This is a genomic window from Actinokineospora sp. (assembly GCF_050699995.1).
In the GTDB taxonomy this organism is placed as follows: domain Bacteria; phylum Actinomycetota; class Actinomycetes; order Mycobacteriales; family Pseudonocardiaceae; genus Actinokineospora.
Window position 1 is genome coordinate 1 of record NZ_JBOHGC010000585.1, and the last position, 25774, is coordinate 25774.

Annotated in this window: 24 protein-coding genes and 2 pseudogenes; 14 read left to right on the plus strand and 12 right to left on the minus strand. The window is 68.9% G+C overall.

What is annotated here, in order from left to right; translation table 11 throughout:
• Positions 1-392, minus strand: a pseudogene (locus ACRDSQ_RS28395) (hypothetical protein); the annotation flags it as partial.
• 106 nt (positions 393-498) lie between these two features.
• The gene (locus ACRDSQ_RS28400; protein ID WP_431425251.1) at positions 499-903 is read right to left on the minus strand and encodes a DUF5318 domain-containing protein; all 405 of its coding nucleotides are present in this window, start codon (positions 901-903) and stop codon (positions 499-501) included.
• A gap of 238 nt (positions 904-1141) precedes the next feature.
• Between ACRDSQ_RS28400 and ACRDSQ_RS28405 the strand changes: the two genes are divergently transcribed.
• The 5 genes from ACRDSQ_RS28405 (at position 1142) to ACRDSQ_RS28425 (ending at position 6568) form a co-directional block, all read left to right on the plus strand.
• A complete protein-coding gene (locus ACRDSQ_RS28405; RefSeq protein WP_431425252.1) occupies positions 1142-1687 on the plus strand; it encodes a PadR family transcriptional regulator in 546 nt (181 codons plus the stop codon).
• 76 nt (positions 1688-1763) lie between these two features.
• The gene (locus ACRDSQ_RS28410; RefSeq protein ID WP_431425254.1) at positions 1764-2855 is read left to right on the plus strand and encodes an inositol-3-phosphate synthase; all 1092 of its coding nucleotides are present in this window, start codon (positions 1764-1766) and stop codon (positions 2853-2855) included.
• A gap of 94 nt (positions 2856-2949) precedes the next feature.
• A complete protein-coding gene (locus tag ACRDSQ_RS28415) occupies positions 2950-3534 on the plus strand; it encodes a Uma2 family endonuclease (RefSeq protein WP_431425256.1) in 585 nt (194 codons plus the stop codon).
• 227 nt (positions 3535-3761) lie between these two features.
• Entirely contained in the window at positions 3762-5816 is a 2055-nt protein-coding gene (locus tag ACRDSQ_RS28420; RefSeq protein WP_431425257.1) for a PhoX family protein, read from the plus strand.
• A 59-nt stretch (positions 5817-5875) separates the two neighbouring features.
• Positions 5876-6568, plus strand: coding sequence for an SDR family oxidoreductase (locus ACRDSQ_RS28425; protein WP_431425258.1), 693 nt, complete (start codon positions 5876-5878; stop codon positions 6566-6568).
• Positions 6569-6600: 32 nt separating this feature from the next.
• Here the strand turns inward: ACRDSQ_RS28425 and ACRDSQ_RS28430 are convergent, their stop codons facing one another.
• The 7 genes from ACRDSQ_RS28430 to ACRDSQ_RS28460 form a co-directional block, all read right to left on the minus strand.
• Positions 6601-7908, minus strand: coding sequence for an amidohydrolase family protein (locus ACRDSQ_RS28430; RefSeq protein WP_431425260.1), 1308 nt, complete (start codon positions 7906-7908; stop codon positions 6601-6603).
• 49 nt (positions 7909-7957) lie between these two features.
• Positions 7958-8965, minus strand: coding sequence for a nitric oxide synthase oxygenase (locus tag ACRDSQ_RS28435; RefSeq protein ID WP_431425261.1), 1008 nt, complete (start codon positions 8963-8965; stop codon positions 7958-7960).
• Positions 8966-9043: 78 nt separating this feature from the next.
• On the minus strand, positions 9044-9694 hold the full coding sequence (gene trmB, locus ACRDSQ_RS28440; protein ID WP_431425282.1) for a tRNA (guanosine(46)-N7)-methyltransferase TrmB: 651 nt from the start codon (positions 9692-9694) through the stop codon (positions 9044-9046).
• A gap of 83 nt (positions 9695-9777) precedes the next feature.
• Positions 9778-10347 (minus strand): hypothetical protein, encoded by a 570-nt coding sequence (locus tag ACRDSQ_RS28445; protein ID WP_431425284.1) that lies wholly within the window; start codon positions 10345-10347, stop codon positions 9778-9780.
• 290 nt (positions 10348-10637) lie between these two features.
• A complete protein-coding gene (locus ACRDSQ_RS28450; RefSeq protein ID WP_431425263.1) occupies positions 10638-11363 on the minus strand; it encodes a hypothetical protein in 726 nt (241 codons plus the stop codon).
• Complete coding sequence (locus ACRDSQ_RS28455) at positions 11363-12127, minus strand: hypothetical protein (RefSeq protein WP_431425265.1); 765 nt, start codon at positions 12125-12127, stop codon at positions 11363-11365. The genes ACRDSQ_RS28450 and ACRDSQ_RS28455 overlap by 1 nt, the downstream gene beginning before the upstream one ends.
• Positions 12128-12131: 4 nt before the next feature.
• The gene (locus ACRDSQ_RS28460; protein WP_431425267.1) at positions 12132-13067 is read right to left on the minus strand and encodes an ABC transporter ATP-binding protein; all 936 of its coding nucleotides are present in this window, start codon (positions 13065-13067) and stop codon (positions 12132-12134) included.
• Positions 13068-13310: 243 nt separating this feature from the next.
• Here ACRDSQ_RS28460 and ACRDSQ_RS28465 point away from each other — a divergent pair, with 243 nt between their 5' ends.
• From ACRDSQ_RS28465 to ACRDSQ_RS28475, 3 genes are all read left to right on the plus strand, one after another.
• The gene (locus ACRDSQ_RS28465) at positions 13311-13886 is read left to right on the plus strand and encodes a TetR/AcrR family transcriptional regulator (RefSeq protein ID WP_431425268.1); all 576 of its coding nucleotides are present in this window, start codon (positions 13311-13313) and stop codon (positions 13884-13886) included.
• A gap of 2 nt (positions 13887-13888) precedes the next feature.
• A complete protein-coding gene (locus ACRDSQ_RS28470) occupies positions 13889-14794 on the plus strand; it encodes an SDR family oxidoreductase (protein ID WP_431425285.1) in 906 nt (301 codons plus the stop codon).
• 80 nt (positions 14795-14874) lie between these two features.
• The gene (locus ACRDSQ_RS28475; protein ID WP_431425270.1) at positions 14875-15606 is read left to right on the plus strand and encodes an ankyrin repeat domain-containing protein; all 732 of its coding nucleotides are present in this window, start codon (positions 14875-14877) and stop codon (positions 15604-15606) included.
• Between the two features lie 320 nt (positions 15607-15926).
• On the opposite strand, the gene ACRDSQ_RS28480 is transcribed toward ACRDSQ_RS28475, so the two are convergent.
• The 3 genes from ACRDSQ_RS28480 to ACRDSQ_RS28490 form a co-directional block, all read right to left on the minus strand.
• Positions 15927-17246, minus strand: coding sequence for a helix-turn-helix domain-containing protein (locus ACRDSQ_RS28480; RefSeq protein WP_431425272.1), 1320 nt, complete (start codon positions 17244-17246; stop codon positions 15927-15929).
• A gap of 94 nt (positions 17247-17340) precedes the next feature.
• On the minus strand, positions 17341-17997 hold the full coding sequence (locus ACRDSQ_RS28485; RefSeq protein WP_431425273.1) for a response regulator: 657 nt from the start codon (positions 17995-17997) through the stop codon (positions 17341-17343).
• Positions 17998-18016: 19 nt separating this feature from the next.
• A complete protein-coding gene (locus tag ACRDSQ_RS28490) occupies positions 18017-19177 on the minus strand; it encodes a sensor histidine kinase (protein WP_431425287.1) in 1161 nt (386 codons plus the stop codon).
• A gap of 165 nt (positions 19178-19342) precedes the next feature.
• Here ACRDSQ_RS28490 and ACRDSQ_RS28495 point away from each other — a divergent pair, with 165 nt between their 5' ends.
• The 6 genes and pseudogenes from ACRDSQ_RS28495 to ACRDSQ_RS28520 form a co-directional block, all read left to right on the plus strand.
• Positions 19343-20926: a dynamin family protein gene (locus ACRDSQ_RS28495; RefSeq protein ID WP_431425274.1), complete on the plus strand. Its 1584-nt coding sequence runs from the start codon at positions 19343-19345 to the stop codon at positions 20924-20926.
• A 20-nt stretch (positions 20927-20946) separates the two neighbouring features.
• A complete protein-coding gene (locus tag ACRDSQ_RS28500; RefSeq protein WP_431425276.1) occupies positions 20947-21438 on the plus strand; it encodes a methyltransferase in 492 nt (163 codons plus the stop codon).
• A gap of 26 nt (positions 21439-21464) precedes the next feature.
• Positions 21465-21935, plus strand: a complete 471-nt coding sequence (gene grpE, locus ACRDSQ_RS28505; RefSeq protein ID WP_431425278.1) for a nucleotide exchange factor GrpE — start codon at positions 21465-21467, stop codon at positions 21933-21935.
• Positions 21932-23764: a dynamin family protein gene (locus ACRDSQ_RS28510; RefSeq protein WP_431425280.1), complete on the plus strand. Its 1833-nt coding sequence runs from the start codon at positions 21932-21934 to the stop codon at positions 23762-23764. Before grpE ends, ACRDSQ_RS28510 begins: the two co-directional genes overlap by 4 nt.
• Before the next feature lie 116 nt (positions 23765-23880).
• Positions 23881-24651 carry a hypothetical protein gene (locus tag ACRDSQ_RS28515; protein ID WP_431425281.1) on the plus strand — a complete coding sequence of 257 codons (771 nt, stop codon included), beginning with the start codon at positions 23881-23883 and terminating at the stop codon, positions 24649-24651.
• 373 nt (positions 24652-25024) lie between these two features.
• Positions 25025-25774, plus strand: a pseudogene (locus tag ACRDSQ_RS28520) (phosphoenolpyruvate carboxykinase (GTP)); the annotation flags it as partial.

The following is a 25774-nucleotide window of genomic DNA, read 5'->3' on the forward strand; positions in this document are numbered from 1 at the left end:
GGCCTCCCCTGGCCGTCGGGTGCACCAGGGCCTCGCCGGTCGCCGGGGCCGCCCGGTCCACGGCCGCGCTCACCGGCGAAGTCGCCGGGGCCGCGGCCAGGTGCGCCGAAGTCGTCGCGCGGGCGCATTCCGGGGGCATTGAAGTCCTCAGGCGCCGGGCGGCCCGGGAAGTCGTCGCCGGGGCCCGGGTAGGCGCCGGGCCTGCCACCGGGGGGTGTGGGCGGCCTGCCCGCGGCGTCGCCACGGGGGCGGCCCGCTTCATCCTCTTCTTCCCACAGCGGGCTCCAGAAGCCGGTGCGTTCGACGGACTGTTCGGCGCCTGAGCCGCGGTCCGGTTCGTCTCCGGAGGGCCACTCGGGCTCGCGGCGGCGGTGGTCACTGTGGTCGTTCACGAAAAAGCCTCCCCAACCGGCGCCCCGATCTGGGGCGTCGTTCGGTGGTCATCCGCAGCGGGATTCCAGGGCAGCCTCGGTCGAGACTCACCGGTTCGCAACCAGTTCACTCCGCTGCCGTCCTCCTACGGGGTTTGGGCGCGCGCACGCCCCCCGTACCCAGGACGTATGACTGCACCAGGTGGTTCCAAGAACAGGTGCGGCAAACTTCGACCGTGTAGACGCTGAACTCCTCGAACATGGTCGACATCCTGACCAGTTCCTCCGGGGCCCGCGCCGAGCCGGACGCGTGTTTCAGTTCCTCGCCGTAGACCCAGTTGACGTGGGTCAGCTGTTCTTTGCGGCAGACCGGGCAGGTCACCTCGGTCGGTACGCCGTGGAACTTGGCGGCGCGCAGCAGGTACGGGTTCGCCTCGCACACCTCGTAGGTGCCGACACGACCCGAGTGGACTCCCGCGAGCAGCGCGCGGCGCTGCAATGCGTAGTCGACTACCTGCCGTTGCGTTCGCACGGGGACAGCGTACGCGGGCCCGTTATCACGGGGGTGCTCCGTTCAGCGCAGCGGACATGCCTCGCGCGTCGGATTTGTGATCTCCGGGCCCGCTGACCACCCGATTTCGGAAAACCGCCCGCCACCTGCGGCGTTGACGTGTCGATAGACACAGGCCGCCGAGTTGTCCGGCGTCGGATGTATCGGCACGATATAGTGGTTCAGTAGGACACGCTCAGTTTCCGGAAGGGGGCGCCGCATGCTCGAGTTCGCGATTCTCGGGCTTCTCCACGAGGCGCCGATGCACGGATATGAGCTCCGCAAGCGGCTGTACGACCTGCTCGGCACGTTGCGCACGTTCTCCTACGGCTCGCTCTACCCGACCCTGCGGCGGTTGCTGCGGGCCGGGCTGATCGCCGAGGAGACACCGGACGACGACGCCGTGCGGACGTGGAACAGGCGCGCCAAGCGGGTCTACAAGCTCACCGCCGAAGGCAAGGAGCGGTTCGCCACGCTGCTTGCCGACGCGGGTCCGCAGACCTGGGACGACGAGGGATTCGGCGTCCACATGGCGTTCTTCTCGCGGACTCCGGCCGAGGTCAGGATGCGAATCCTGGAGGGCAGGCGCCGCCGGGTCGAGGAGCGCAGGGAAGGTTTGCGCTCATCGATGGCCCGCGCGGGCGAGCAGATCGATAGGTACACCAGGGAGCTGCACCGGCTCGGGCTGGAATCGAGCGAACGCGAGGTGCGTTGGCTCAACGAGTTGATCGCGCATGAGCAGCAGGAACAGCGCGGCTCCGACTGAACTTCCAGACAGGCATCGGCCTGTCCCGAGATCCGCGCCGGACAGGGTGCGGCGTGAAACGAGAAGGAGAACCGGCATGGGCGAGAACCGCCAGAGCGTGCGGGTGGCCATCGTCGGCGTCGGCAACTGTGCGGCGTCGCTGGTCCAAGGCGTGCACTACTACCGTGACGCAGACCCTGCCGCCCGCGTGCCAGGACTTATGCACGTGCAGTTCGGGGACTACCACGTCCGCGACATCGAATTCGTCGCCGCGTTCGACGTCGACGCCAAGAAGGTCGGGCGCGACCTGTCCGAGGCCATCGTGGCCAGCGAGAACAACACGATCAAGATCTGTGACGTCCCGCCGACCGGGGTGACGGTCCAGCGCGGCCACACCCTCGACGGTCTGGGCGAGTTCTACCGCGAAATCATCACCGAGTCCGACGAGGACCCGGCCGATGTGGTCGCGACGCTGCGCGAGGCGAAGGTCGACGTGCTCGTGTCGTACCTGCCGGTGGGCTCCGAGGACGCCGACCGCTTCTACGCGCAGTGCGCGATCGACGCGGGTGTCGCGTTCGTCAACGCCCTGCCGGTGTTCATCGCGTCGGACCCGGAGTGGGCGGCGAAATTCACCGAGGCGGGCGTCCCGATCGTCGGCGACGACATCAAGTCCCAGGTGGGCGCGACGATCACGCACCGGGTCATGGCGAAGCTGTTCGAGGACCGCGGCGTCGAGCTGCAGCGGACCTACCAGCTGAACTTCGGCGGCAACATGGACTTCATGAACATGCTGGAGCGCAAGCGCCTGCAGTCCAAGAAGATCTCCAAGACGCAGTCGGTCACCTCGCAGATCCCGCACGAGATGGCCAAGGCCGACGTGCACATCGGCCCGTCGGACCACGTGCCGTGGCTCGACGACCGCAAGTGGGCGTACGTGCGCCTCGAAGGCCGTTCCTTCGGTGACACCCCCCTGAACCTTGAGTACAAGCTCGAGGTGTGGGACTCGCCGAACTCCGCGGGCGTCATCATCGACGCGGTCCGCGCCGCGAAGATCGCGCTCGACCGCGGCATCGGCGGCCCGATCCTGTCGGCGTCCTCGTACTTCATGAAGTCGCCTCCGGAGCAGTACTCCGACGACGACGCCTACGAGGCGGTCGAGGCCTTCATCAGGGGCGACGTCGAACGCTGAGGCAGATATGGTGGAAGCCACCATCGGGTGAAGTGATCTCCCGGTGGTGGCTTTTCGCTCACTTGTTCGAGACGATGGAGCGGTGGTAGTCGAAATGATCACACGCGACTTCGACCCGCTGTCCGAGCTGTATGGGCAGTGGACGACTGAGCTTGCCGAGGCGTACCTGCCCATCCCGGGGGCGTCGGCGGGAACATCATTCGAATGTGTGGACGGTTACCTGATCATGAGTCCGTACGAGGGCAGCGCCAACGGATACGCGATGCTTGAGCTCGCGACGTTGATCAAGCAGCCCGCTCACGCGGCCGGGCATCGCGTGTACCCCACCGTGAATGTCAGGTTTTCCCCGCAGACGTGGATTCAGCCGGATCTCACCGTCGTCCGTGAGCCGATCAAGGGTTTGATCTGGGTGCCGGTCGACAACGTGCTTGTTGTCGGGGAGTTCGTGTCGCCGTCGAGCAAGCGGCGGGACCGGATCGACAAGCCGAAGATGTGTGCTGAGGCCGGTGTCCCGTTTTACCTGCGGGTCGAGATCGGCGAGTTCGACGCCCACGTCGAACTGCTGAGGCTCGACGGTGGTCGATACGTGCCGCACGCGAAGGCTCTGGGCGGAATGACTTTCGAGACCGAGACTCCGTTCCCGATGAAGTTCGATCCCGCGACCTTGCTGGAGTCGTAGTTCGCGCTGACCCATTCGGCGCAACGGCCACCACCGGGATTGCCGGTGGCGGCCGTTTCTCGTTCGGGGCAGGGGTCCGGTGAAACTGGCGCCAGGCTTTAGGGGTTGACCTGTTCGCTTCCCGTTCATTTGGATGACCTCTGTGGCTGGTTTCGAACTCTTACCGTCACGCCGTTCCCACCAACCGCTTTTGGCTGTCCACATTGGGCAGACCGTAGGAGGCTCCCGTGCCTGACGGCCGCATCGATCTGCCGCTGTTAACCACGAACCACCCGCTCGGCCGACAGTCGGTGACCTGCGAGTACCGCTGCGGCAACGCCTGCTCGCACGACGCGCCCAACACTTCGGGCAACGCGTACTTCGGTGACGTCGTCCGTTCGATCGTCAGCCGCCGCGGCATGCTCAAGGCGGGCGCCGTGCTCGCCGTCGCGGGCGCGGGCGCGGCCGTCGTGGGCGGAGTCGCCGCCGCGGACGACAGCGCTGAGCAGGCTGAGAACGGTGACCGCCACCGCCGCCCCCGCGGCATGGACTTCACCCCGGTCGCGCCGAACACCGCCGACCAGATCACGGTGCCGGAGGGCTACGTCTCCTCGGTCGTCATCGGGTGGGGCGACGCGGTGCTGCCGGGCGCGCCCGCGTTCGACTTCGACAACCAGTCGGCCGCCGCGCAGGCGAAGCAGTTCGGCTTCAACAGTGACTTCTGCGGACTCGTCCCGCTGTGGCGCGACCAGTACCTGATGGTCTCGAACCACGAGTACAGCACCGAGTCGTTCATGTTCAAGGGCTACTCGTCGGCCGAACCGACCGAGGAGCAGGTCAAGATCGGCTGGGCGGCGCACGGCATGTCCGTCGTCGTGGTGGAGCGCGACCGGCGCACCGGCAAGATCACGCCGAAGATGGACCGCCGCTACAACCGCCGGATCACGACGACCTCGACGTTCGACGTCGACGGTCCCGCTGCGGGCAGCGACTTCCTCAAGACCAAGGCCGACCCGACCGGTCGCACGGTGTTCGGCACGCTGAACAACTGCGCGGGCGGCGTCACCCCGTGGGGCACGGTTCTCTCCGGCGAGGAGAACTTCAACCAGTACTTCGGCAACGGCAAGGACGTCACCGACCCGGTCACCAAGGCGCGCCTGGCCCGCTACGGCCTCGCGAGCGGTCCCAGCGGGCGCAAGTGGGAGCGCCTCGACGACCGGTTCGACGTCGTCAAGGAGCCCAACGAGGTCAACCGGTTCGGCTGGATCGTCGAGATCGACCCGCTGGAGCCCAGCGAGAACCCGGTCAAGCACACCGCGCTCGGCCGGTTCAAGCACGAGGGCGCCAACATCCATGTCGCCCGCGACGGCCGCGTGGTCGCGTACATGGGTGACGACGAGCGCTTCGACTACATCTACAAGTTCGTCTCCAAGGAGCGGATGCGTCCAGGCAACAGCCGGTACGCGCGCGCCCACAACAAGACGCTCCTCAGCGACGGCACGCTGTATGTCGCGCAGTTCACCGGCAACAGCCCGGACTTCACCGCGGGTGTGCTTCCCGCGGACGGGGCCTACGACGGCGTCGGCAAGTGGATCCCCCTCGCGGCAGGCGACAAGTCCTTTGTGGACGGCTTCACCGCCGAAGAGGTCTACGTCTTCACGCGTCTGGCCGCCGACAAGGCGGGCGCCACCAAGATGGACCGCCCCGAGGACGTCGAGGCCAACCCGCGCACCGGCCTGGTCTACGCGGCGCTGACCAACAACACCGACCGCGGCAAGCCCGGCAAGGAAGGCCCCACGGAGATCAACCCGCGTGGCCTCAACCGGCACGGCCACGTGCTGGAGTGGGAGGAGGCGGGTGGCGACAACACCGCGCTCACCTTCTCCTGGCGCCTCCTGCTGGTCTGCGGCGACCCGAACGCGGCCGACACCTACTTCGGCGGGTACGACAAGACCCAGGTCAGCCCGATCTCCTGCCCGGACAACCTGGCGTTCGACCGGCACGGCAACCTGTGGATCTCGACCGACGGCAACCAGCTCGGCTCCAACGACGGCCTGTTCGCCACCGCGACCAGCGGCCCGGAGCGCGGTCACCTCAAGCAGTTCCTCACCGTCTCGACGGGTGCGGAGACCTGTGGCCCGGTGATCGAGGACAAGTTCGTCCTGGTGTCGGTGCAGCACCCTGGAGAGCTGGACAACGCGAGCGCCGACAACCCGCTCGCCCACTGGCCCGACGGTGGCACCAGCCAGCCGCGGTCGGCCGTCGTGGCGGTCTGGAAGCCCGGCCACCGCATCGGTTCCTGACCCTGGACAACGCACCCGCCGCCCAGCTCGCGGCGGGTGCGTTGTCGTAGGTTTGCACCATGACCGAGCGACCTCTGGCCCTGATCACCGGCGCTTCCCGCGGCATCGGCGCCGCCATCGCCCTCGCCCTGGGGAGCACCCACTCGCTGCTGCTGGGCGGCCGCGACACCGATGCGCTCAAAGCCGTGGCCGAGAACCTTCCGGACGCCCGCCCGTGGCCGGTCGAACTGACCGACGCGACCGCCCTCGCGGCGGCCGTCTCCGACATCAGTGAACTCGACGTCCTGGTCCACTCGGCGGGCGTGGCCCGAGTCAGCCCGCTCAGCGAGTCCTCGGCCGACCTGTGGCGCTCGACCTACGAGGTCAACGTCGTCGCCGTCGCCGAACTCACCCGTCTCCTGCTCCCCGCCCTGCGCGCCGCCAAGGGGCACGTGGTCCTGATCAACTCCGGCGCGGGCCAGAACGCCAACGCCAACTGGGGCCCTTACGCCGCAAGCAAGTTCGCCCTCCGCGCCTTCGCCGACGTCCTGCGCGCAGAGGAGGAATCCGCGGGACTGCGCGTCACCTCGGTCTACCCGGGCCGCACCGCCACGGACATGCAGCGAGTCGTCCGCGCCGACGAGGGCGGCGACTTCGAACCGGAGCGCTACCTGACCCCGGAATCAGTCGCCGAACTGGTCCGAACCGCGATCACGGCGACACCGGACGCGCACCCGACCGACCTGGTGATCCGCTCCCGCCCGGTTCGCTGAACAGCAAGTCGGGGTGCGTATTTGGGTACAAGTCAGCCCAGCAGGCGCTTGGTGACCTTTCCGGCAGTCGCCTGGGCCTCGCGGCGGTCCACGCGGGTGGTCTCGCCGTCGGCGACCACCTGCTCGCCCGCGACCCACACGTCTCGCACCGTGCGGGAGCCCGCGGCCCAGACGAGGTTGGCCAGCAGGTGGGTGTCCGGCACGTCCAAGCCCGCGGAGAACACTGGGTCGTCCAAACCCACATGCACCAGGTCCGCCCACCGACCCGGCTCCAAGGCTCCGATGTCGTCGCGGTGCAAGGCTTCCGCGCCGCAGCGGGTGGCCAGGAGCAGGGCGTCGGCTGCGCCCATGGCGGTTGAGTCCATTGTGGACACTCGGGACAGCATGGCGGCCAGGCGTACGTCTTCCCAGAGGTCGAGGTCGTCGTTGCTGGCGGGGCCGTCCGTGCCGACGCCCACCGGCACCTGCGCGGCGCGCAGGTCGCGGAGGCGGGCGATGCCTGAGGCCAGCTTCATGTTCGAGCCGGGGCAGTGCGCGACGCCGACGCGGTTCGTTGCGAACAGTGCGATGTCCTCGTCGGACAGGTGCACCGCGTGCGCCGCCAGCACCCGGCCGCCGAGCAAGCCCGAAGACGCCAGCAGCGCGGGAACCGAACCGTGGTTCGCCCGCTGGACCTCGTCCTCCTGCGTGGACTCCGCGACGTGGATCTGGATCAGGGCGCCGCGCTCGCGGGCGGCGGCGCCGACCTCGGTGAGTGCCGACGGCGGCAGCGTGTACGCCGAGTGCGGCCCGTAGCCCAGTTCCACCCGCTCGCCGGGGCCGAAGCGGACGCCGTCGGCGTCGATCCACGCCGAGATGTCGGCGAGCATCTTGCGCCAGTCCATCCCCAGCCCGTCGAGGATCGCGGGCGCCAGGACGACCCGCGCGCCCGTGTCGAGCGCCGCCTGGGCGACCTCCTCGCCGTGGAAGTACATCTCGGCGCTGGTCGTCACTCCGGCGCGGAGCATCTCGATCGAGCCCAGGACCATGCCGTCGTGCACGTCCTGGCGGGTCATCTTGCCCTCGGCGGGCCAGATGGCCTCGGTGAGCCAGCGGATCAGCGGCAGGTTGTCGCCCATGCCGCGCAGGACGGTCATCGGGCTGTGCGCGTGGGTGTTGACCAACCCGGGCAGCAGGATGCCGGTCAGCTCGCGCACCGGGGCGTCGGACGCGGGCGCGTCGACGAAGGGTCCACAGTGGACGATCCGACCGCTGTCGTCGATGTCGACCACGGCGTCGCGCAGCACTGAGCACGCGGCATCGCAGGGCAGGACGATCGGGGCGCGCAGACGCAGGCTCATAGCCGACAATCCTGCCACTCGACCCTCAGAGCGCGTCTGGGACGCGCTCTCAGTGGCCACGCAGGAACGCCGGGTGTCCGGGGTAGTCGGTGGCGGGGGCGTAGACGTCGGCCGAGTGCTCGATCGTCACCCCGGCCTGGTCGAACGAGTGCAGGACGGCCCGGTTGCACTCGACGGCGACCCGGTCGCGCCACAGCGTCCGCTCGCTCGACGTGTCGAGGCCCAGCCGGGCGGCGACGACCCGGGCCAGCCCGTAGGCGCCCTCGTCGGCGAGCACGTCCTCGCCGATGGCCCGACAGATGTAGACGCCGTTGTAGGGCGCCGCTGGGTAGTCGATGCCGCCGATGTGCAGCCGCTGGTTGCTGATCACCGGCACCGCGTGCCAGCGCAGCCCGAGCTCGGCGAACCACGGCAGCGCCGGGTGGGTCAGCGGCACCTCGCGGATGACCTCACGCGGGATCATGTGCAGCCGGACGCCCTCGCCCTCGGTCTCGATCACCAGCGGCAGCCGGTCGAACGCGCCGCGCTGCTGCGGCGGGCGCCAGCCCAGCCTGCAGACGCCGGTGGTGAAGTCGACGTAGCGCCGGTCGCCGAGGACTGCGCCCGACGGGTCGCCGCGGTATCCGGCGTAGCGGACGAGTTGGTCGTTGCGGATGCGCGGGCCGCGTCGCCACGGGGTGTCCGGCGCGAACACGCTCACCACCGGGCGGATCGCGCCGTCGCCCAGGGCCATGCGCAGGTGGTGCCCGCATTCGGCGGCCACCTGGGCCGAGTCGCGGACGTCGCGCAGGTCGCGCACCAGCAGCCCGCGCCACGGCACGCCCTCGGGGCACCAGCCGCTTTCCTTGAGCGCGACACGCGCGCCGAAGGCCAGTTCGGCGGGGGTGTGGCGGTAGGTTCCAGTGGCGGCGATCTCCGCGCGGACCTTCGCCAGCCTCGGCTCGACCGGGCCCGCCTTGGGCCGTGCGGCGTGGAACTGTCCGAGGAACGCTTCGGCGGCGTGGCGCAGTTCGGCACGGGCCGGCAGCGGGGTGATGTCGTCGCGCAGTGCGGTCACATCACTGATATCGGTACTTCAGCTCCCCGACTCGACTACTCGGACGTGTGGTTTCTGCCGCAACCCTGTTACAGTCCGTCAGGTGTTCACCCGTTCGAAGATCAAGTCGCGGCTGATTCGTCCCTCTTCGCGGGCCCGGGACTCGAACTTGGTGACGGGGCGCCACTCCGGTCGCGGGGCCCAGCCACCGGGCTCATCCGCATAGCGGTTGCGCAGCGTGGGTTCGGCGGAGAGGACCTCCATCATCTGCTCCGCGTAGTTCTCCCAGTCGGTCGCCAGGTGCACCGTGGCGCCTGGCGCCAGCCGCGAGGCGACCAGCGCGATGAAGTCCGGCTGGACCAGCCTGCGCTTGTGGTGCTTCTTCTTCGGCCACGGGTCGGGGAAGAAGATCCGCACGCCCGCCAACGAGCCCGGCGGGATGTGCTCGCCGAGCAGCACGACGGCGTCGCCGCGCAGCAGCCGCAGGTTGGTCAGCTCCAGCGCCTCGGCGCGAAGCATCAGCTGGGCGAGCCCGGGCTGGTAAACCTCCACTGCCAGGTAGTTCAGCTCCGGCGCGGCCTTGGCCAACTGCGAGGTGGTCTCGCCCATGCCGGAGCCGATCTCCAGCAGCACGGGTGCGTGCCTGCCGAACCAGGAGTCGAGCTCGATCGGCCCCGGCGGCAGCTGTGGGACCTGGTTGCCCAGCTCGTCCCAGCGCCGCTCCCAGGCCTTCGCCTGACCGACCGTCATCCGGCCGCCGCGGTGCACGAAGCTGACGATGCTGCGCTTGCGGGGCTCCTGCTCTGTCGGTGTCACCCGGACAGCCTGCCAGGTCAGGGCGTCAGCGATTCCATCCGGGCGAGGTTCGAGCGCAGGTCGGCCGGGCCCGCGACGGCGATCGGGTGCGGCGCCGGGCCGGCGTGCACGGCGACGACGTCGATCCAGCCGCGGTGGCGGTCGGTGTGCGCGAGGGTGGTCGGCATGCCCGGTGTGCTCAGCGCGCGCTCCGAAGGCATGTACTCCCAGTACCCCGGCTCGCCTTCCTCGCCCCACGGCACGAACACCCAGCCCGGGCGCGCGTCGAGGAGCTTGGCCACGCGGTCCTCCACGCGGAAGCCCTCGAGTCTGCTGCCCAGCAGGCCCGCGGCCATCGCCCGCAGCCACCATGGCGCGGACACGCCGGGGTCGGCCGCGCGTGCGGCGCGGTAGAGGGCGAGCACCTGTCGGTCGGGTGCGCGGTGCACCCACGACAGCCGCGCGTCGGCCGGTGCGGACGCCTGCCCGTGGCTGGGCTGCTCCAGTGCCTCGGCCCATTCCAGGCTGATCATGGGCTCGACATGGAGACCGCGGCTCACAGCGCGGTCGACGGACTGGGTGCGCTGCGGTGCGCTCGAATCAACCACCGTCAAGGTCCACCTCCAAGGGCTCGCCCGAGACGGGAAGGGACTTTGATCAGACCTCGAACAGGGGACCCCTGTCTGGGATCTGTGGCGAACATCACAGCTACTTAACGTGGTCTTAATCCGCGTGCTTGTTGTAAGTAACCGGGCCAGATGGACGACAGAGGCCAAAGGCCCTCGTCGGTTCGATCCAGTGAACGCGAAGGACCCGGGCCACCCCCCCCGAAAGGTGACCCGGGCCCGCTTTCCCGAATGGTCGCCGCCATCCCCCGACGACGGGCGACCACGTCTCTCTAGGCGTCCCGCTTGTTCGCCGTCACCAACGCGGCGATCAGCATCGCCACGCAGATGCCCGCGAAGTAGGCCAGCGATCCCCACGGGCTCAGCGGCGGGTTGCCGCTCGGTCCGGCGAGGAACTGGTCGGCCGCGGTGAACGGCAGCCACCGCCCGATGTCGTCGCCGACCCGCGGGATCACCGGGACCAGCGTCTCGACCAGCAGCGGCCAGATCAGCAGCACCGAGATCGCGCCCGCCGACTGCCGCAGCAGCACGCCCACGGCCACGGCGAGGACCGCCGCGAGTCCGTAGACCAGGCCGGTGCCCGCGATCATCCGCCAGTCGTCGGCCGAGGTGATCGACAGGTTGGCCCCGGGGTCGATGAGCGTGGCGATGCCGAAGGACCCGAACGCCGCGACCTCGCCGATGACCAGCGCGAGCAGGGCGACGACCAGGGTCTTCGCCAGCAGCGCGGCCGTGCGGTTCGGGATCGCCTGGAAGGTGGCCCGGATGGTGGAGAAGCGGTACTCGGTGGTGATCGCGAGCGCGGCCATCACCATGACCACCATCAGCCCGAACATCCGGCCGAACTGGGTCATCCCCAGCGTCAGCGGGAAGTCGTCCGGCTTGGTCCCGGTGGTCAGTGCGGCGAACCCGACGGTCACCGCGAGAGCGGTCAGCAGGCACCACCACGGCGAGCGGGTGGTGAACAGCTTGATGCGTTCGACAGCGAGCAGCGTCATCAGGCGTCCCTCCGGTTCGCCACGACCAGCGAGATCGCGAGCATGAGCAGCCCGAACCCGGCGAAGATCGCCAGCGCGGGCCACGGCCCGACGGTGGCGTCGGACAGGCCGGGACCGAACTCGACGGGCCTGCCGGTCGGGTCCGGGCTCCCGGTCAGGAAGTGGTGGGCCAGGTTGAACGGCAGCCACTGGTGGATCTTCGGGCCGATCGTCGGGATGAGCGTGACCAGGTTCTCGACCAGGTTCATGTAGATCAGCAGCAGCGAGATCGCGCCCGCCGAGTGCCGGACCAGGATGCCCACGGCCACGGAGATGACCGCGGCGACGGCGTAGATCAGGCCGACGCCCGCGACGGCGCGCCACTCGTAGGCGGTGTTGATCGCCAGGTCGGCGTTCGGCGTCATCGCCGCGGCGATGCCCCAGGACCCGAAGGCGGCCACCAGGCCGATTACCCCGGCGAGCAGGGCGACCACGACGGTCTTGGCCAGGAGCGCGGCCGTGCGGTTCGGGACGGCCTGGAAGGTGGCGCGGATGGTGGAGAAGCGGTACTCGGTGGTGACCGCCAGCGCCGCCATGACCATCACGACGACCATGCCGAAGCCGTAGCCGAACTGGGAGGCGCTGATCGTCATCGGGACCTCGACCTCGGCGGTGCCCGCCATCAGCGCGGCGAACCCGACCGTGACGCCGAGGGCGATCAGCGTGCACCACCACGGCGAGCGGGTGGTGAACAGCTTGATGCGTTCGACAGCGAGGAGTGTCATGACGTCACTTCCCCGCCGCGACGAGGTCGATGGTCTCGGCCAGACCCGCGTGGTACTCCACGGAGTCGCCGGTGAGCTGCATGAACGCCTCTTCCAGCGAGCCGCGCTGCGGGCTGAGCTCGTGCAGCACCGCGCCGGTCGACGCGGCCAGCTCGCCGATCTCGGCGCAGTCCATCCCGCTCACGACCAGGCTGTCGCCCTCGTCGCGCAGCGCCACGCCGGTGCGGCCGAGCGCGGTGCGCAGGGCGGACAGGTGCGGGCTGCGGACCCGCACGATGTTCTCGGTGGCCTGGGCCACGAAGTCCTCGGTGGAGCTCTGGGAGATCAGCTTGCCGCGGCCGATGACGACGAGTTCCTGCGCGGTCAGCGCCATCTCGGAGAGCAGGTGGCTGGAGACGAAGACCGTGCGACCCTCGTCGGCCAGGCGGTGCATGAACTTGCGGATCCACAGGATGCCCTCGGGGTCGAGGCCGTTCACCGGCTCGTCGAAGAGGAGCACCTGCGGGTCGCCGAGCAGTGCGGCGGCGATGCCGAGGCGCTGCGACATGCCGAGTGAGAAGCCGCCCGCGCGCTTGCCCGCGACCGAGGTCAGGCCGACGATGTCGAGCACCTCGTCGACGCGCTTGGCGTTGATCTTGTTGGACTTGGCCATCCACTGCAGGTGCGCGCGAGCGGAGCGGTTCGGGTGAACCCACTTGGCGTCGAGCAGCGCACCGACCGTGCGTAGCGGCTGGTGCAGGTCGCGGTAGTGCTTGCCGTCGATCAGCGCCGAACCCCCGGTCGGCGCGTCGAGGCCGAGAATCATCCGCATCGTCGTCGACTTGCCCGCGCCGTTCGGCCCGAGGAAGCCGGTGACCCGGCCGGTCGGGACGGTGAACGACAGGTTGTCCACGGCGAGCGTCTTCCCGTACCGCTTGGTGAGGCCCACTGCCTCGATCATGATTTCTCCCTTTGCCTTCGGTGCCGGTGCGCTCTTCCGCGTCGGCTCCCCCACGTCAAACAGCCTGCGGCGCGCGGGCCAGATCCCGCGTCGTGCTGAGGTCTCGCGTGCGGGTCACCTTGTGGGACTACGGTCCATCAGCCTTAGGTCTGATCCAATCCGTGACGACCCTGAGCGGACCCTGATTCGTCCGAGGGGCCCCATCGGGGTGACATAGTTAATGAATGCTGGTTCAATAACTGCGTGGCCAGACCCCAGACCATCACTGACCAGCGGTTGCTCGTCGCCACGGGCGATGTGATCGGCCGACATGGGCCCGGGTTCACCCTGGCCCATGTCGCCGCCGAGGCCGGGGTGTCCGTGGGGACGGTCGCGCAGCGGTTCGGGTCGAAGAGTGGGTTGCTGCGCGCGCTGACCGCCCACTTCACCGGTGAGGTGGCCGTCACCATGCGGGCGGCGGCGGAGTCCGCGAAGTCCGCAGTGGACGGCTTGCGGGCGGCCGCGGTCGTCACGCATGTCGGACTCGGCGACGCGAAGACGGCGGCGAACCACCTGGGGCAGCTGGGTGTGGACCTTGTCGACCCTGTGCTGCGCGAGTTGCTGGGCGAGCACTACGCGGCGATGGAGAGCGAACTCCGGCGCGCGTTTCGGGCGGCGGCGGCCGAGCTGCCGCGCGCGCCGAGTGCTTCGCGAGCGGCGCAGGTGTTGCTGGCGGTGGTGAACGGCGTGTCGATGGACTGGTCGATTCGGCCGAAAGGGCGGTTGGAAGACCGGCTGGCCGCGGACGTGGACGCGGTTCTCGACGGATGGAGGGGATGACGATGACTCTTGCGGGCAAAGTGGCTTTGGTGACCGGCGCGACCCGGGGGTGCGGCCGGGGTATCGCGACCGAGCTGGGTGCGGCTGGGGCGACGGTCTACGTGACCGGGCGGACGACGCGCGACCGCCAATCGCCGATGGAGCGCGAAGAGACGATCGAGGAGACCGCTGAACTGGTGTCGGCGGCGGGCGGTATGGGGATTCCGGTTCGGTGCGACTTCACCGTTGTGTCCGATGTGGACGCCTTGCGGGATCGCGTCTCGGGTGATCATGGGCGGATCGATGTGCTCGTGGACGACGTGTGGGGCGGGGACAAGTTCGTCGAGTTCGGGACGCCGTTCTGGGAATCGGATCTGGAGAAGGCGCTAGGGGTCGTGCGCAACGGGCTCGACACGCATTTGATCGCGCTGCACACACTGCTGCCGCTCGTCGTGTCACGGCCCGGCGGGCTGGTGATCGAGGTGACCGACGGCGACGACGACAACTATCCCGGCCCGGTGGGGATTCCGTACCACCTGGTGAAGTCGGGCATTCGCTCCATCGGCCGGGCCCTGGGCGCCGAACTGGCGGCGCGGGGGTGCACCGGGATGGCCGTGACCCCAGGTTTCCTGCGTTCGGAGATGATGTTGGAGACCTTCGGCGTCACCGAGGACACCTGGCGCGAGGCGGAGAACCCCGACTACGCGATTTCGGAGACCCCGCGCTACCTCGGCCGGGCCGTCGCCGCGCTCGCCGCCGACCCGGAGGTGTCGCGCTTCGCGGGGAAGACGTTGGCGAGCTGGACTCTGATGCGTGAGTACGGCTTCACGGACGTGGACGAGTCGCAGCCGGACTGGGGTCGCTGGTACGACGACGTGGTCGCCGCGGCTGTGGATCGGGCCACTGTCGACCCTGCTGGATATCGGTGACCGGCCACGTTCAGGGTTGGCGATCCTCATGTCGGACACATCAAGGACTCGGGCAAGGGTGCTGAACGTAGGCTGCATGGATGACGATCAGCGGCGAGGACACGGTCGCAGCGGAAACGGTCGCCGCCATTCACGCTGGTGACCTGGCAACCCTGCGGCGGTTGCTGGCCGAGCATCCCTGGCTGGCGACCGCGAGGCTCGGTGATGACGACCCCAAGGGGATGTCGCGCACACTGCTGCATGTCGTGACCGATTGGCCCGGGCATTTTCCCAACGGCGCGGCCACCGTCGCGGCATTGGTCGAGGCAGGCGCCGACGTCAACGCCCGGTTCCGTGGACCGCATGAGGAAACCCCGCTGCACTGGGCGGCGAGCAGCAACGATGTCGAGGTGCTCGACGCGCTGCTCGACGCCGGCGCCGACATCGACGCGCCCGGCGCGGTGATCGGCGGCGGCACCCCGCTGGCCGACGCGAGGGCGTTCAAGCAGTGGGCGGTGGCGACGCGTCTGATCGAGCGCGGCGCCCGGACCACCCTCGCCGATGTTGCGACGCTCGGGCTGGCCGATCGCGTCGAGGAGTGCTTCACCACCGCCGCACCAACGCCGGACGAGGTCAATCGCGCCTTCTGGGGCGCGTGTCACGGCGGGCGGCAGCAGGTGGCGGTGTACCTACTCGACCACGGGGCCGAGCTGAACTGGATCCCACCGTGGGAGCACCTCACACCGCTCGACGCCGCGGCGCGAGAGAACGCCGCCGACCTCGTCCGCTGGCTTCAGGCCAAAGGTGCGATGTCCGCGACCGAGATGAGCTGAACCGGCAACCCGTTGGACGCGGTTGTCCTGGCGGCACCGGTCAGCCGGTCGCGGCCACCTGTTCGACGATGACCGAAGTGCGGCAAGCGCGAACGTGACACGCCGTTTCCTCCAGCACAGCAGCGAGTCGGTCGGCGTTCTCGGAAGTCGTCCACTCCAGGACAACGCCTTGCGCGTGCTGTCGAGCGCGCGCTGAAAGCGCGTCGAGCTTGTTGGCCGGCAGGACGAGATTCGCCGGAGGCGACGCTATGAGTTAGCGGTCACCGCTACTGGGACATCGAGTCCAGTCTGACCGGGGACAAACTGTCCCCGATGCTGGATCAGATGTTGACCCCCATCGTGTCGGCCAACGCGACTGCGTCACGGCGCACGATGCCGCCACCCTGCGAGGCCAAGTCCGCCACGGTCGCCCGCGCGAAAAGGTTGTACCGCGCCGTTTCTGACGCCTCATCGTGTGCCCGGCCAAGCAGGTGCATCACCGCGACGTTCTCGTGCGATTGGTGGTAGGCGCGGGCCGTCTCCAAGTACAGGTAGCTGCGGCGGGTGGCCGAGGGCATCCCGCCAAGATCGACCTGGTCGGCGCGGCGCGCGGCTTCACCGCCACGCATCAGGTCGACCAGGATGGTGATGGCGTAGGTGTCGACCATGGCGCGGCCGAACATGAGCCACGGGTGCACGTAGTTCCCTGGCAGCGCGTTCACCGCCTCGTCCGCCTTGTCCCAGTGGTGCCAGGCCTGGCCTTCTTGGCCGATCTTGGCGTGCGACAGGGCTATCGCGAGGTGGAGCAACCCCCACAGCGCCCGGTCCGCCTCGCGTTCCGGGGTGAGCAGGCTGATCGCGTCGTGCGCGAGTTGAGTGCGCGCCTCAGCTGCCTGCCCGGCATCACGAAAGACGTGGTTGACGTACCACGCCGCCGCGGCGATCGCCACAGGGGCATCGGCGTCCTGCGCTGCCATCATCGCCCTGTCACCCGTGAGCGTCACGAGGTCAGGAGAGGGCTGGAAGCTCAAGTACAGCTGCGCCAGGTGGTAGGTCTGCGCCAACGCGACCGACGCCTTGCGACGGTCGTGGCCGGCGGACCGCAGGACGGTCGCGCGTGCTTCGCGCAGCAGATCGGGCAGGAGAGTCGCGATGACACTGCGGTGGCTCCGAGAGCCATGCCAGAGGCCCCATGCCTGCTCGACGCGGGCAGTCAACACGGGTACGTCGGCCGGGCCGTCAACAGGTCTCAGGGGGTGCCGGGCAAGTTCGTCCGCGATGGCGGGCAGACTCGGGTGCGAGGCCTTCCCGAACGTGGCGGTCGTGATCCGCTCGTCTCCGACAAGGTCGGCCAGATCGGCGATGTTCAGGACTTGGGCAAGTTGGAGCAGCACCGGCAGCCTCGGTATGTGAAGACGGCCGGTCTCGACCGACTTAACCCAGTCCGCACTCTTGCCAACAAGGCCGCCGAGTACGGGACGAGACATCCCCACCCGTTCGCGGTGACGCTTCAGCCGCTTTCCGAATGGCAGCGCTTCGGGTGCATCCACCATTGACCCCCCACCTTCGCCGAGGTGCCTGCCGCCGAGAATCCCTGCCCGTCGATCGGCGGAGTGCAACCTCGGCGAGAGGTATACGCCCAGCGTACGCAGTGAGATCATGACTCGACAACGGGTCTCACAACACAACGGAACTGCCTCAACCGACTGTGGACAAGGCGATCTCGGTTGTGGAGACCGACCTTCGGAACCGCGCTCAGGCGTCGCCGGGGCGGACTAGGCCTGTTTCGTAGGCGAGGACCACTGCCTGCACGCGGTCGCGTAGTTCGAGTTTCGCGAGCACGCGGCCGACGTGGGTCTTCACCGTCGCCTCCGAGAGGAACAGTTTCCTGGCGATCTCGGTGTTCGACAGGCCCTGGGCGATCAGGACCAGGACCTCGCGCTCGCGCTCGGTCAGCACGTCCAGGACCGTCGCGTCGCGGGGTTCGCCACCGCCGGGGCCGAGGAATCGGTCCAACAGCCTGCGGGTGACGCTGGGTGAGACGACGGCGTCCCCGCTGGCGACCGAGCGCAGCGCCGACACCAACTGCGCAGGCGGCGTGTCCTTCAGCAGGAAGCCGCTGGCGCCGTTGCGCAGTGCCGACAGGGCGTATTCGTCGAGGTCGAAGGTGGTCATCACCAGGACCTTCGACGTTCCCTTCTCGGTGATGACGCGAGTCGCCTCCACGCCGTCGAGGATGGGCATGCGGACGTCCATCAGCACCACGTCGGGGCGCAGTTGTTCCGCGAGGTCGATGGCCGCTCGGCCGTCGCCCGCCTCGCCGACGATCTCCATGTCCTCCTGTGCGCCGAGGACCATGCGGAAACCGACACGCATGAGTTCCTGGTCGTCGACGAGCACCACCCTGATCACGCGCCCCAAGGTAGCCCCCTCACGCTGTCGACACCGGCAGAACCGCGTGGACCCGCCAGCCGCCGGTGGGTTCCGGGCCCGCCTGGAGGGTGCCGCCGAACACGTTCGCGCGTTCCCTCATCCCGATGAGGCCGTTGCCGCCGACGACATTGGCCAGCGCCTTGCCCGAGCCCCGGTCGGCGATGTCGAGCTCGACCCGGTCGCCGATCCGGGCGACCCGCACCTCCGCCGACGCGCCGCTGCCCGCGTGTTTGATGGTGTTGGTCAGCGCTTCCTGGACGATCCGGTAGATCCCCAGGCCGACGCCCGCGGGCAGGTCGTCCAAGTCGCCCGACAGGTCCAGGCGTACCGGGACGCCGATCGTGCGGACGCGTTCGGCCAGTTCGGCGAGGGACTGGGTGCTCGGCTGGGGCACCAGTTCGGACTCGTCGCCGTCGCTGCGGAGGACGCCCAGGAGCCGTCGGAGTTCGGTCAGGGCTTCGCGGCCGGTGGCGGAGATCGTGTTGATCGCCCGCTCCGCCAGTTCCGGCTGGGTGCGCACCGCGTAGGCGGCGCCGTCGGCGTGGACGACGATCACGCTCACCGCGTGCGCCACCACGTCGTGCAGTTCGCGGGCGATGCGGGCCCGCTCCTCGCCGACCGCCAGGCGGGCCTGCTGGTCGCGCTCGGTCTCCAGCAGCGCCAGCCTGCGCTCGACCTCCAGGTGGTAGGCCTTGCGGGCCCCGGTGAACTCCCCCAGCACCCAGCACAGCGCGAAGATCACCACGATCACGAGGGTCGGCAGGATCGCCCCGGGATAGCCGATCCGCCAGATCGCCCAAGCCGCGGTGCCGATGGCCAGCCAGACCGCGTACAGCGCGGCTTGCTTGCGCCCGACATAGGTGACCAGTGTGTAGAGCGAGATACCGAGCGCGAAGTCGGCAAGCCGCACGCGCGCGTCGGTTCCGACGACGTCCGGGACCCCGTGCGTGAGCAGTTGGACGAACGCGCCGAACAAGATGAGGTAGGCCGAGAGCAGCGGATCGCGGCGGCGGATGACCAGCGGACCCACCAGCGCGGCGCCCACGACCCAGAATGCCCAGGGTTCGACACCCCTGGGCATGTCGAACAGCGACAGCAGTTCCAGCAGGACGAGGAAGGTCGCGATGACGATGTCGCCCGCCATCGGGTGCTTCTTCATCCACAAGCTCAGCCGTCGCACTGGATGAGCGTAGGCAGGTTCGCGACGCGCGCGCGTCAACCTGCCGTCGCACTCGGTCTCCTCCTGGGGGCGGATCCGACGGTCTGGGCACGCGGCCACCGCGCTCATGGCACGATTCCTCACGACCGAGGGAGGAATCGGGCTTTGACAACCGCGACCGAGCAGCAGCATCTCGCCGGGCCGCTGTCGGCGGCGGTCGCCAACCTGTGCCAGCGCCTGCAGCCGCAGGTGTCCGCGCGGACGGCGGCAGGCTTCCGCGAGGTGCTGCGCAGACTCTCGGCCCCGTTGCAGGTCGCCGTCGCAGGCCGGATCAAATCCGGCAAGTCGACGCTGGTCAACGCGTTGATCGGCCGCCGGATCGCGCCCACCGACGTGGGCGAGTGCACCCGGTTGGTCACCCGGTTCCAGTACGGCACGGTCGACCGAGTCGAGCTGATCTTCTTCGACGGCGCCAAGCAGGTGCTGCCCTTCGACGTCGGCGGCATGATCCCCAACGACCTCGACGTCGACTTCGACAAGGTCTCGCACCTCGAGGCGTACCTGACCAACGCCGTCCTGCGCGACCTCACCGTGATCGACACCCCGGGTCTCGGCTCGCTCGACCTCGCTTCGGTCAAGCGCACCGAACAGCTCCTAGGCGCCGCGCGGCAGCAGGAGGAAGAAGAGGAATCCGGCGACGGCGAGCTTGACGACACCTCGCGCAACGCGGTCGCCGGAGCCGAAGCCGTCCTCTACGTGGTCACCCAGGGCGTGCGCGCCGACGACCAGCAGGCCCTGGCCGCGTTCACCGCCGCCACCGCCAGCCGCGAGGCCGGACCGGTCAACGCGATCGCCGTCCTCAACAAGGCCGACACCATCACCCCCGAATCGGTGACCGGCAGCGACGGTGATGTGTGGAAGGCCGCCACCCTGCTCGCCGAGAAGCAGGCCGCCACTCTCAAGCCGCGCGTCGCCGACGTCATCCCGGTCATCGGCCTGCTCGCGGAGTCCGCCGAGTCCGGCGGCTTCACCTCCGCCGACGCCGACGCCCTGCGCGCGCTGTCCAAGCTCGACGACGCCACCTGGGAAACCATGCTGATGTCGGCGGACATCTTCACCACCTGGGACTGCGACGTCGCCGCGGGCACCCGGGTGAAGCTGCTGGAGAAGCTCGACCTCTACGGCATCCGCACCGCCGTCGACACCCTGCGCGCCGAGCCCGACCTCACCGCGGGCGCGCTGCGCCGCAAGCTCCTCGACGCCTCCGGCCTCGCCGGGCTGCGCAGCAGGCTCGACGCGGTGTTCCGCGCCCGGGCCGACGGCATCAAGGCCGCCGCCGCGCTCGCCTCCGTCACCGCCCTGGCCCACGCCTCCGGCGACCCGGGTGAGCGCCAACGCGTCCACGACGCGATCGAGGTGCTCCTCGCCAAGCCCGAGGCCCACCAGTTGCGCCTGCTCGAAGCCCTCACCCTGGTCACCTCGGGTGCCGTGTCGATGCCCGACGACCTCGCCGAAGAGGTGCTCCGGGTCGGCAGCAGCCCGGACGTTCCCGAGCAGCTGGGGATGAAGGGCAGGCCGCACAAGGAGCTGTCGGCCTACGCCCTGGAACGCGCGGGCTGGTGGCGGTCGTTCGCCTCCTTCGGCGCCACCCCGGCGCAGAGCCGGGTCGCCCACGTCGTGCACCGCGCGTACTTTCTTATCTGGCAGCAGCTCAAGGCCCAGGACACCGGCGGCGCCCATCCGGGCTGATCACCCCCTGGAGAAACGCCATGGCAGGCGACGCGAAGGTTCCGCCGGCGCGGCTCGCGATCCTGCGGCGGTCGCCGGACTCGAAGGGCGTGCTGTTCGACCTGCCGTCGGTGACCTCGGGGGCGGACGACGTGCTGCGCGCGAACGGCGTCCAAGACCGGTGCGCGGTCGAGTCCGGGTCGTTCTTCGAGACCGTCCCGGCGGGCGGCGACGCCTACATCCTGAAGAACATCATCCATGGCTGGGCCGACGACAAAGCCCTGGCGATCCTGCGCGACATCCGGGAAGCGATCGATCCGGCGGGGAAGCTGCTGCCGGTCGAGTTCGTCGTGCCGGAGGGCAACGGCCCCCATCCCGCGAAGCTGATCGACCCGGAGATGCTGGTGATCGTCGGCGGGCGGGAACGCACGGAGGGCGAGTTCCGGGAGTTCCTGGCCCGCGCGGGCTTCCGGCTCGACCGGGTGGTCGAGACGGCCTCCCCGCTGTGCGTGCTGGAATCGACTCCCGTCTGAGTGCGCTGCCTGTACTCTCCGGAACCGTGGCTTCCTGGTTCAAGGGCAAGAGCAAAGACGGCGGCAACGAGGACTCGACCATCCAGGTCGAAGCGCAGGTGATCGAGAACGCGGACGCCGCCGCGCCGGTGGAGCTGGTGGACGATTTCCGGGTCGAACCCGCACTGGTCAGCATCGCGCCGGAGCTCTACGACCAGGCGCTCGACGAGCGCCGCGCGCTGGTGACGATGTGCCTCTACGCGCACGACCGCGCCCGCAGTTCCGGTGTGGCCGAACGCATCGAGGAAGGGCTCGCCGCTGTCGGCGTCGAGGCGGTCCGGCCCGACGGCGCCAAGTTCGACCCGTCGGTGCACGAGGCGGGCGGCACCACGGGCACCGAGGACGAGGCGCTCGACGGCACGGTCGCCGAGACCGAGGTCGTGGGCTTCAGCGACCGCGGGCAGGTGCTGCGCCCGCCGATCGTGACCGTCTACACCAGCAAGGCGACCACCGCATGACCCAGCCGCAGCCGCTTTCGCTGCCCAAGCAGGTCGCGCTGACCAGGGAGAAGCTGCTCGCCCTGCTGCGCGAAGCCGAGCCGGAGTCCGCGCAGTGGGTCGAGGAGATCCGGTCTCGGCGCAAGAAGAAGCCGTCGGTCGTGGTCGTCGGCGAGACCAACCGCGGCAAGAGCTCGCTGGTCAACGCCCTGATCGAGACGCCCGGTCTGTCCCCTGTGGACGCCGATGTGGCCACCGCGACCTACCTGATCTTCGGCCACGCCGACGAGTGGGAAGCCCGGGCCTGCTACCCAGGCCAGCTCGCGCCGGTCCCGGTCGACCTCGGCAAGCTGATCAACTGGGTCTCCGCCGCGCACGACCTGCCCGACGGCGAGCTGCCGCCGCGCTACGTCGAGGTCGACGGACCCGTGCCGCTGCTGGAAAAGCTCGTCCTCGTCGACACCCCAGGCGTCGGCGGGCTCGACTCCGTGCACGGCGAACTGGCTATCGAGGCCGCCGCCTCGGCGACCGCGCTGCTCTTCGTCGTCGACGCCTCCGCCCCGTTCACCCTGGGCGAGCTGAACTTCCTCGCCAACATCGGCGAGCGGGTCGAGACGGTCGTCTTCGCGCTGTCCAAAGTGGACCAGTACCGCGGCTGGCGCCAAGTGCTCGAAGCCAACCAGGCGCTGCTGACCGCGCACGCGCCCCGGTTCGCAGGCGCGACCTTCCACCCGGTGTCGTCGCGGATGTTCGAGATGGCGGGCAAGGCGCCCAGCCCCGAGGCCGCCACGATGCTCAAGGAGAAGTCCGGTGTCGTCGAGCTGCAGCAGGCGCTGCAGACCCTCCTCGTCGGCCGGTCGGCGATGCTGTCGGAGGCGAACACGCTGCGCGCGCTGTCCTCCGCGCTCGGCGAGCTGAAGGTGAAGCTGGACAACGAACGCCGTGCCCTCACCACCGGCGAGGCCGAGGCCGAGACGCTGCGCGCCCGCAAGGAGGAGCTGACGTCGGAACGCCGCTCCTCGACCAAGGGCTGGCAGGTCAAGCTGCGCAGCGAGATCCAGCGCGCCCGGCTGGAGAACGCGCACGAGGTCAGCCGCCAGATGCGCGACCTGCAGTCGTGGTTCCGCCAGGCCATCGACACCGCCGACCGGGAGAAGCTCGCCGCGCTGCCCGGCCAGGTCGACGCCGCCATGCAGATGGTGTCCGGTCGGATCAGCCTGTCGGTCAGCACCCGGCTCAACCAGGTCGCCGACACCGTGCTCAGCGAGCTGTTCAGCCCCGACGAGCTCGAAGTCATCCGCTCGCAGTTCGCCCGTTCCGGTCAGTCCCAAGTGGTCCTGCGCGCCGCCGAGAAGCGGATGCCGACCGCGGAGGACAAGCTCCTTGTCTTCATGGGCATCTCCGGCGGCTTCGGCGCGGGCAAGATGGCGGTGCTGCCGATCGCGGGCGCCGTGGCCGCGCCGATCTTGTTGGTGCCCACCATCATCATCGGACTCGGTGCGGGCTGGTGGATCGCGCGCACGCGCAAGCATTCCGCCGATAAACAGCACATGAAGCTCTGGCTCAACGAGTCCATCGCCGATTCACGCTCCACGTTGGACCAGTTGGTGTCCGAACAACTCATCGACGCGGAGTCGCAGCTCTCGCTCGCGCTCGACGAGGCATTGGGCAAGCGGATCGCCGGAATCGAAGAACAACTCCGCGAGGTCGACAAGGCGTTACGACTTGACGTGAGCGAGCGCCAAAAGCTGGTGACCGTGGTAAACAAGCGCCTGACCGACGTAGTCGCCGGACGCGACCGCGCGGAGAAGCTCCTCGCGAGCATTCGCTCCGTGCGCGACAAGAGTTGACCCGATCAGCGGTACCGAAGTTCTTTGGTAACGCCGGGAACCGGACCGACGGGGCGTCAGTCATACCCAACACAAAGACGGACAATCCCGAAAGGGATTCAGTAAGGGGGTTCCACGTGTACGTGGACGAGACCGGCGCCGACGACACCACCGCCGACGACACGTCGAGCCAGGACGAGCTGACCGTCGAGGTCGGGGGCGAAGAGTACGAGGTCGAAGAGAACTACGACTACGACAAGGACGGGTCCAACGACACCGCCGTCGTGCAGACCGAGGACGGCTACATGGCGTTCACGGACACCGACGGCGACGGCACCGCGGACACGATGGTCCAGCTCGACGAGGAAGGCAACGTCACCGGCGCCGCCGAGTACGACGAGTCCTCCGGCGAGTGGACCGAAGCCGACCCCGACTCCGTCGAAGCGCCCTCGGGGGACGGCGCTGACGAGGGTGGCGCCTCCTCGAAGGACGACGACAAGGACGACAAGGGCACCGACGCCACGTCGACCTCGTCGAAGGACGACAACGCCGAGGACGACTCGAAGGACTCGAAGGGTTCCGGCGGCGAGGAGATCACCGTCGACACCAAGGACGGCGACCAGTCCGCGGGCAAGGCGGAGTACGACGCCGACGGCGACGGCACCAACGACACCGCGGTCGTCACCGACGAGGACGGCAACACCTACGCGTTCACCGACTCGGACGGCGACGGCGAAGCCGACCAGGCGATCGTGGTCGAGGCCGACGGCGACGTCACCATCTCCGAGCACACCGGCGAGGACGAGTGGACCACCGTCGAGACCGGTCACATCAACTCGGACGGCACCTACGAGTCCGAGGGCTCCGCGGAGAAGACCAGCGCCTCCGACTCCGCCTGGAACGGCTGATCAAGTAGCGCACGGTAAGCACAAGAGATCCCGGCACGCCACTGTGTGCCGGGATCTTTTCTTGATCGACACCTCTGACGTGGGAAGACTCACGTTTCAGCCCCCGGGTTCGCAGATCGGACAGGTGGATGTCCGATTTGTGACTACGCATCCGTGTACTGAATCGATTCCCTTATCGTTCCTGTGAGAGAACCGACAGGACAGGTCTCGGTTACCTGGCAGTCACTTCGCTAGCCTCAATGCATTCCTTCATGGCACGGACCCGCTCGATCCCGAGCGGGCGCGCAGCCATTCGATGAGGACGCCGTCGGTCCCTCCAGGACAGATGGCGTCCTGATCGGCATTTCGGCGTTCAGTCAGGAGACGAGGCGAGATGACGGCAGTGACAATCCCTGGCGTTGACCAGGCACCGACGACGCACCAGCGACTCCTGGCGTGGGTGCGCGAGGTGGCAGAGCTGACCGTTCCCGACCAGGTGGTCTGGGTCGATGGCTCCGAAGAGGAGTGGACCCGGCTTACGGACAAGCTGGTGGAGGCAGGCACCTTCACCCGCCTGGCGAAAAAACCGAACTCGTTCTACGCGGCCTCCGACCCCAACGACGTCGCGCGCGTCGAGGAGCGGACCTACATCTGCTCGCAGGATGAGGCCGACTGCGGTCCCACGAACAACTGGATGGACCCGGCCGAGATGAAGGCCGTGATGACCGAGCTCTACCGGGGCTCGATGCGCGGCCGCACGATGTACGTCATCCCGTTCTGCATGGGTCCGCTCGACGCGGAGAGCCCGATGCTCGGCGTCGAGATCACCGACTCCGAGTACGTGGCGGTGTCGATGCGGGTCATGACGAGGATGGGCGACAAGGCGCTCGAGAAGTTCGGCAACGACGCCGACTTCGTGCCCTGCCTGCACTCGGCCGGCCGGCCGCTCGAGCCCGGCGAGGCGGATGTGCCGTGGCCGTGCAACGAGACGAAGTACATCACGCAGTTCCCCGAGGAGCGCGCGATCTGGTCGTTCGGATCGGGTTACGGCGGTAACGCGCTGCTCGGCAAGAAGTGCTACTCGTTGCGAATCGCGTCGGTGATGGCGCGCGACGAGGGTTGGTTGGCCGAGCACATGCTGATC

Coding starts and splice junctions, on each gene's coding strand:
- ACRDSQ_RS28405 (WP_431425252.1), top strand. CDS start 1,142: ATGCTCGAGTTCGCGATTCTCGGGCTTCTCCACGAGGCGCCGATGCAC.
- ACRDSQ_RS28410 (WP_431425254.1), top strand. CDS start 1,764: ATGGGCGAGAACCGCCAGAGCGTGCGGGTGGCCATCGTCGGCGTCGGC.
- ACRDSQ_RS28415 (WP_431425256.1), top strand. CDS start 2,950: ATGATCACACGCGACTTCGACCCGCTGTCCGAGCTGTATGGGCAGTGG.
- ACRDSQ_RS28425 (WP_431425258.1), top strand. CDS start 5,876: ATGACCGAGCGACCTCTGGCCCTGATCACCGGCGCTTCCCGCGGCATC.
- ACRDSQ_RS28430 (WP_431425260.1), bottom strand. CDS start 7,908: ATGAGCCTGCGTCTGCGCGCCCCGATCGTCCTGCCCTGCGATGCCGCG.
- trmB (WP_431425282.1), bottom strand. CDS start 9,694: ATGACGGTCGGTCAGGCGAAGGCCTGGGAGCGGCGCTGGGACGAGCTG.
- ACRDSQ_RS28450 (WP_431425263.1), bottom strand. CDS start 11,363: ATGACGCTGCTCGCTGTCGAACGCATCAAGCTGTTCACCACCCGCTCG.
- ACRDSQ_RS28455 (WP_431425265.1), bottom strand. CDS start 12,127: ATGACACTCCTCGCTGTCGAACGCATCAAGCTGTTCACCACCCGCTCG.
- ACRDSQ_RS28460 (WP_431425267.1), bottom strand. CDS start 13,067: ATGATCGAGGCAGTGGGCCTCACCAAGCGGTACGGGAAGACGCTCGCC.
- ACRDSQ_RS28470 (WP_431425285.1), top strand. CDS start 13,889: ATGACTCTTGCGGGCAAAGTGGCTTTGGTGACCGGCGCGACCCGGGGG.
- ACRDSQ_RS28475 (WP_431425270.1), top strand. CDS start 14,875: ATGACGATCAGCGGCGAGGACACGGTCGCAGCGGAAACGGTCGCCGCC.
- ACRDSQ_RS28480 (WP_431425272.1), bottom strand. CDS start 17,246: ATGATCTCACTGCGTACGCTGGGCGTATACCTCTCGCCGAGGTTGCAC.
- ACRDSQ_RS28490 (WP_431425287.1), bottom strand. CDS start 19,177: ATGAAGAAGCACCCGATGGCGGGCGACATCGTCATCGCGACCTTCCTC.
- ACRDSQ_RS28500 (WP_431425276.1), top strand. CDS start 20,947: ATGGCAGGCGACGCGAAGGTTCCGCCGGCGCGGCTCGCGATCCTGCGG.
- ACRDSQ_RS28510 (WP_431425280.1), top strand. CDS start 21,932: ATGACCCAGCCGCAGCCGCTTTCGCTGCCCAAGCAGGTCGCGCTGACC.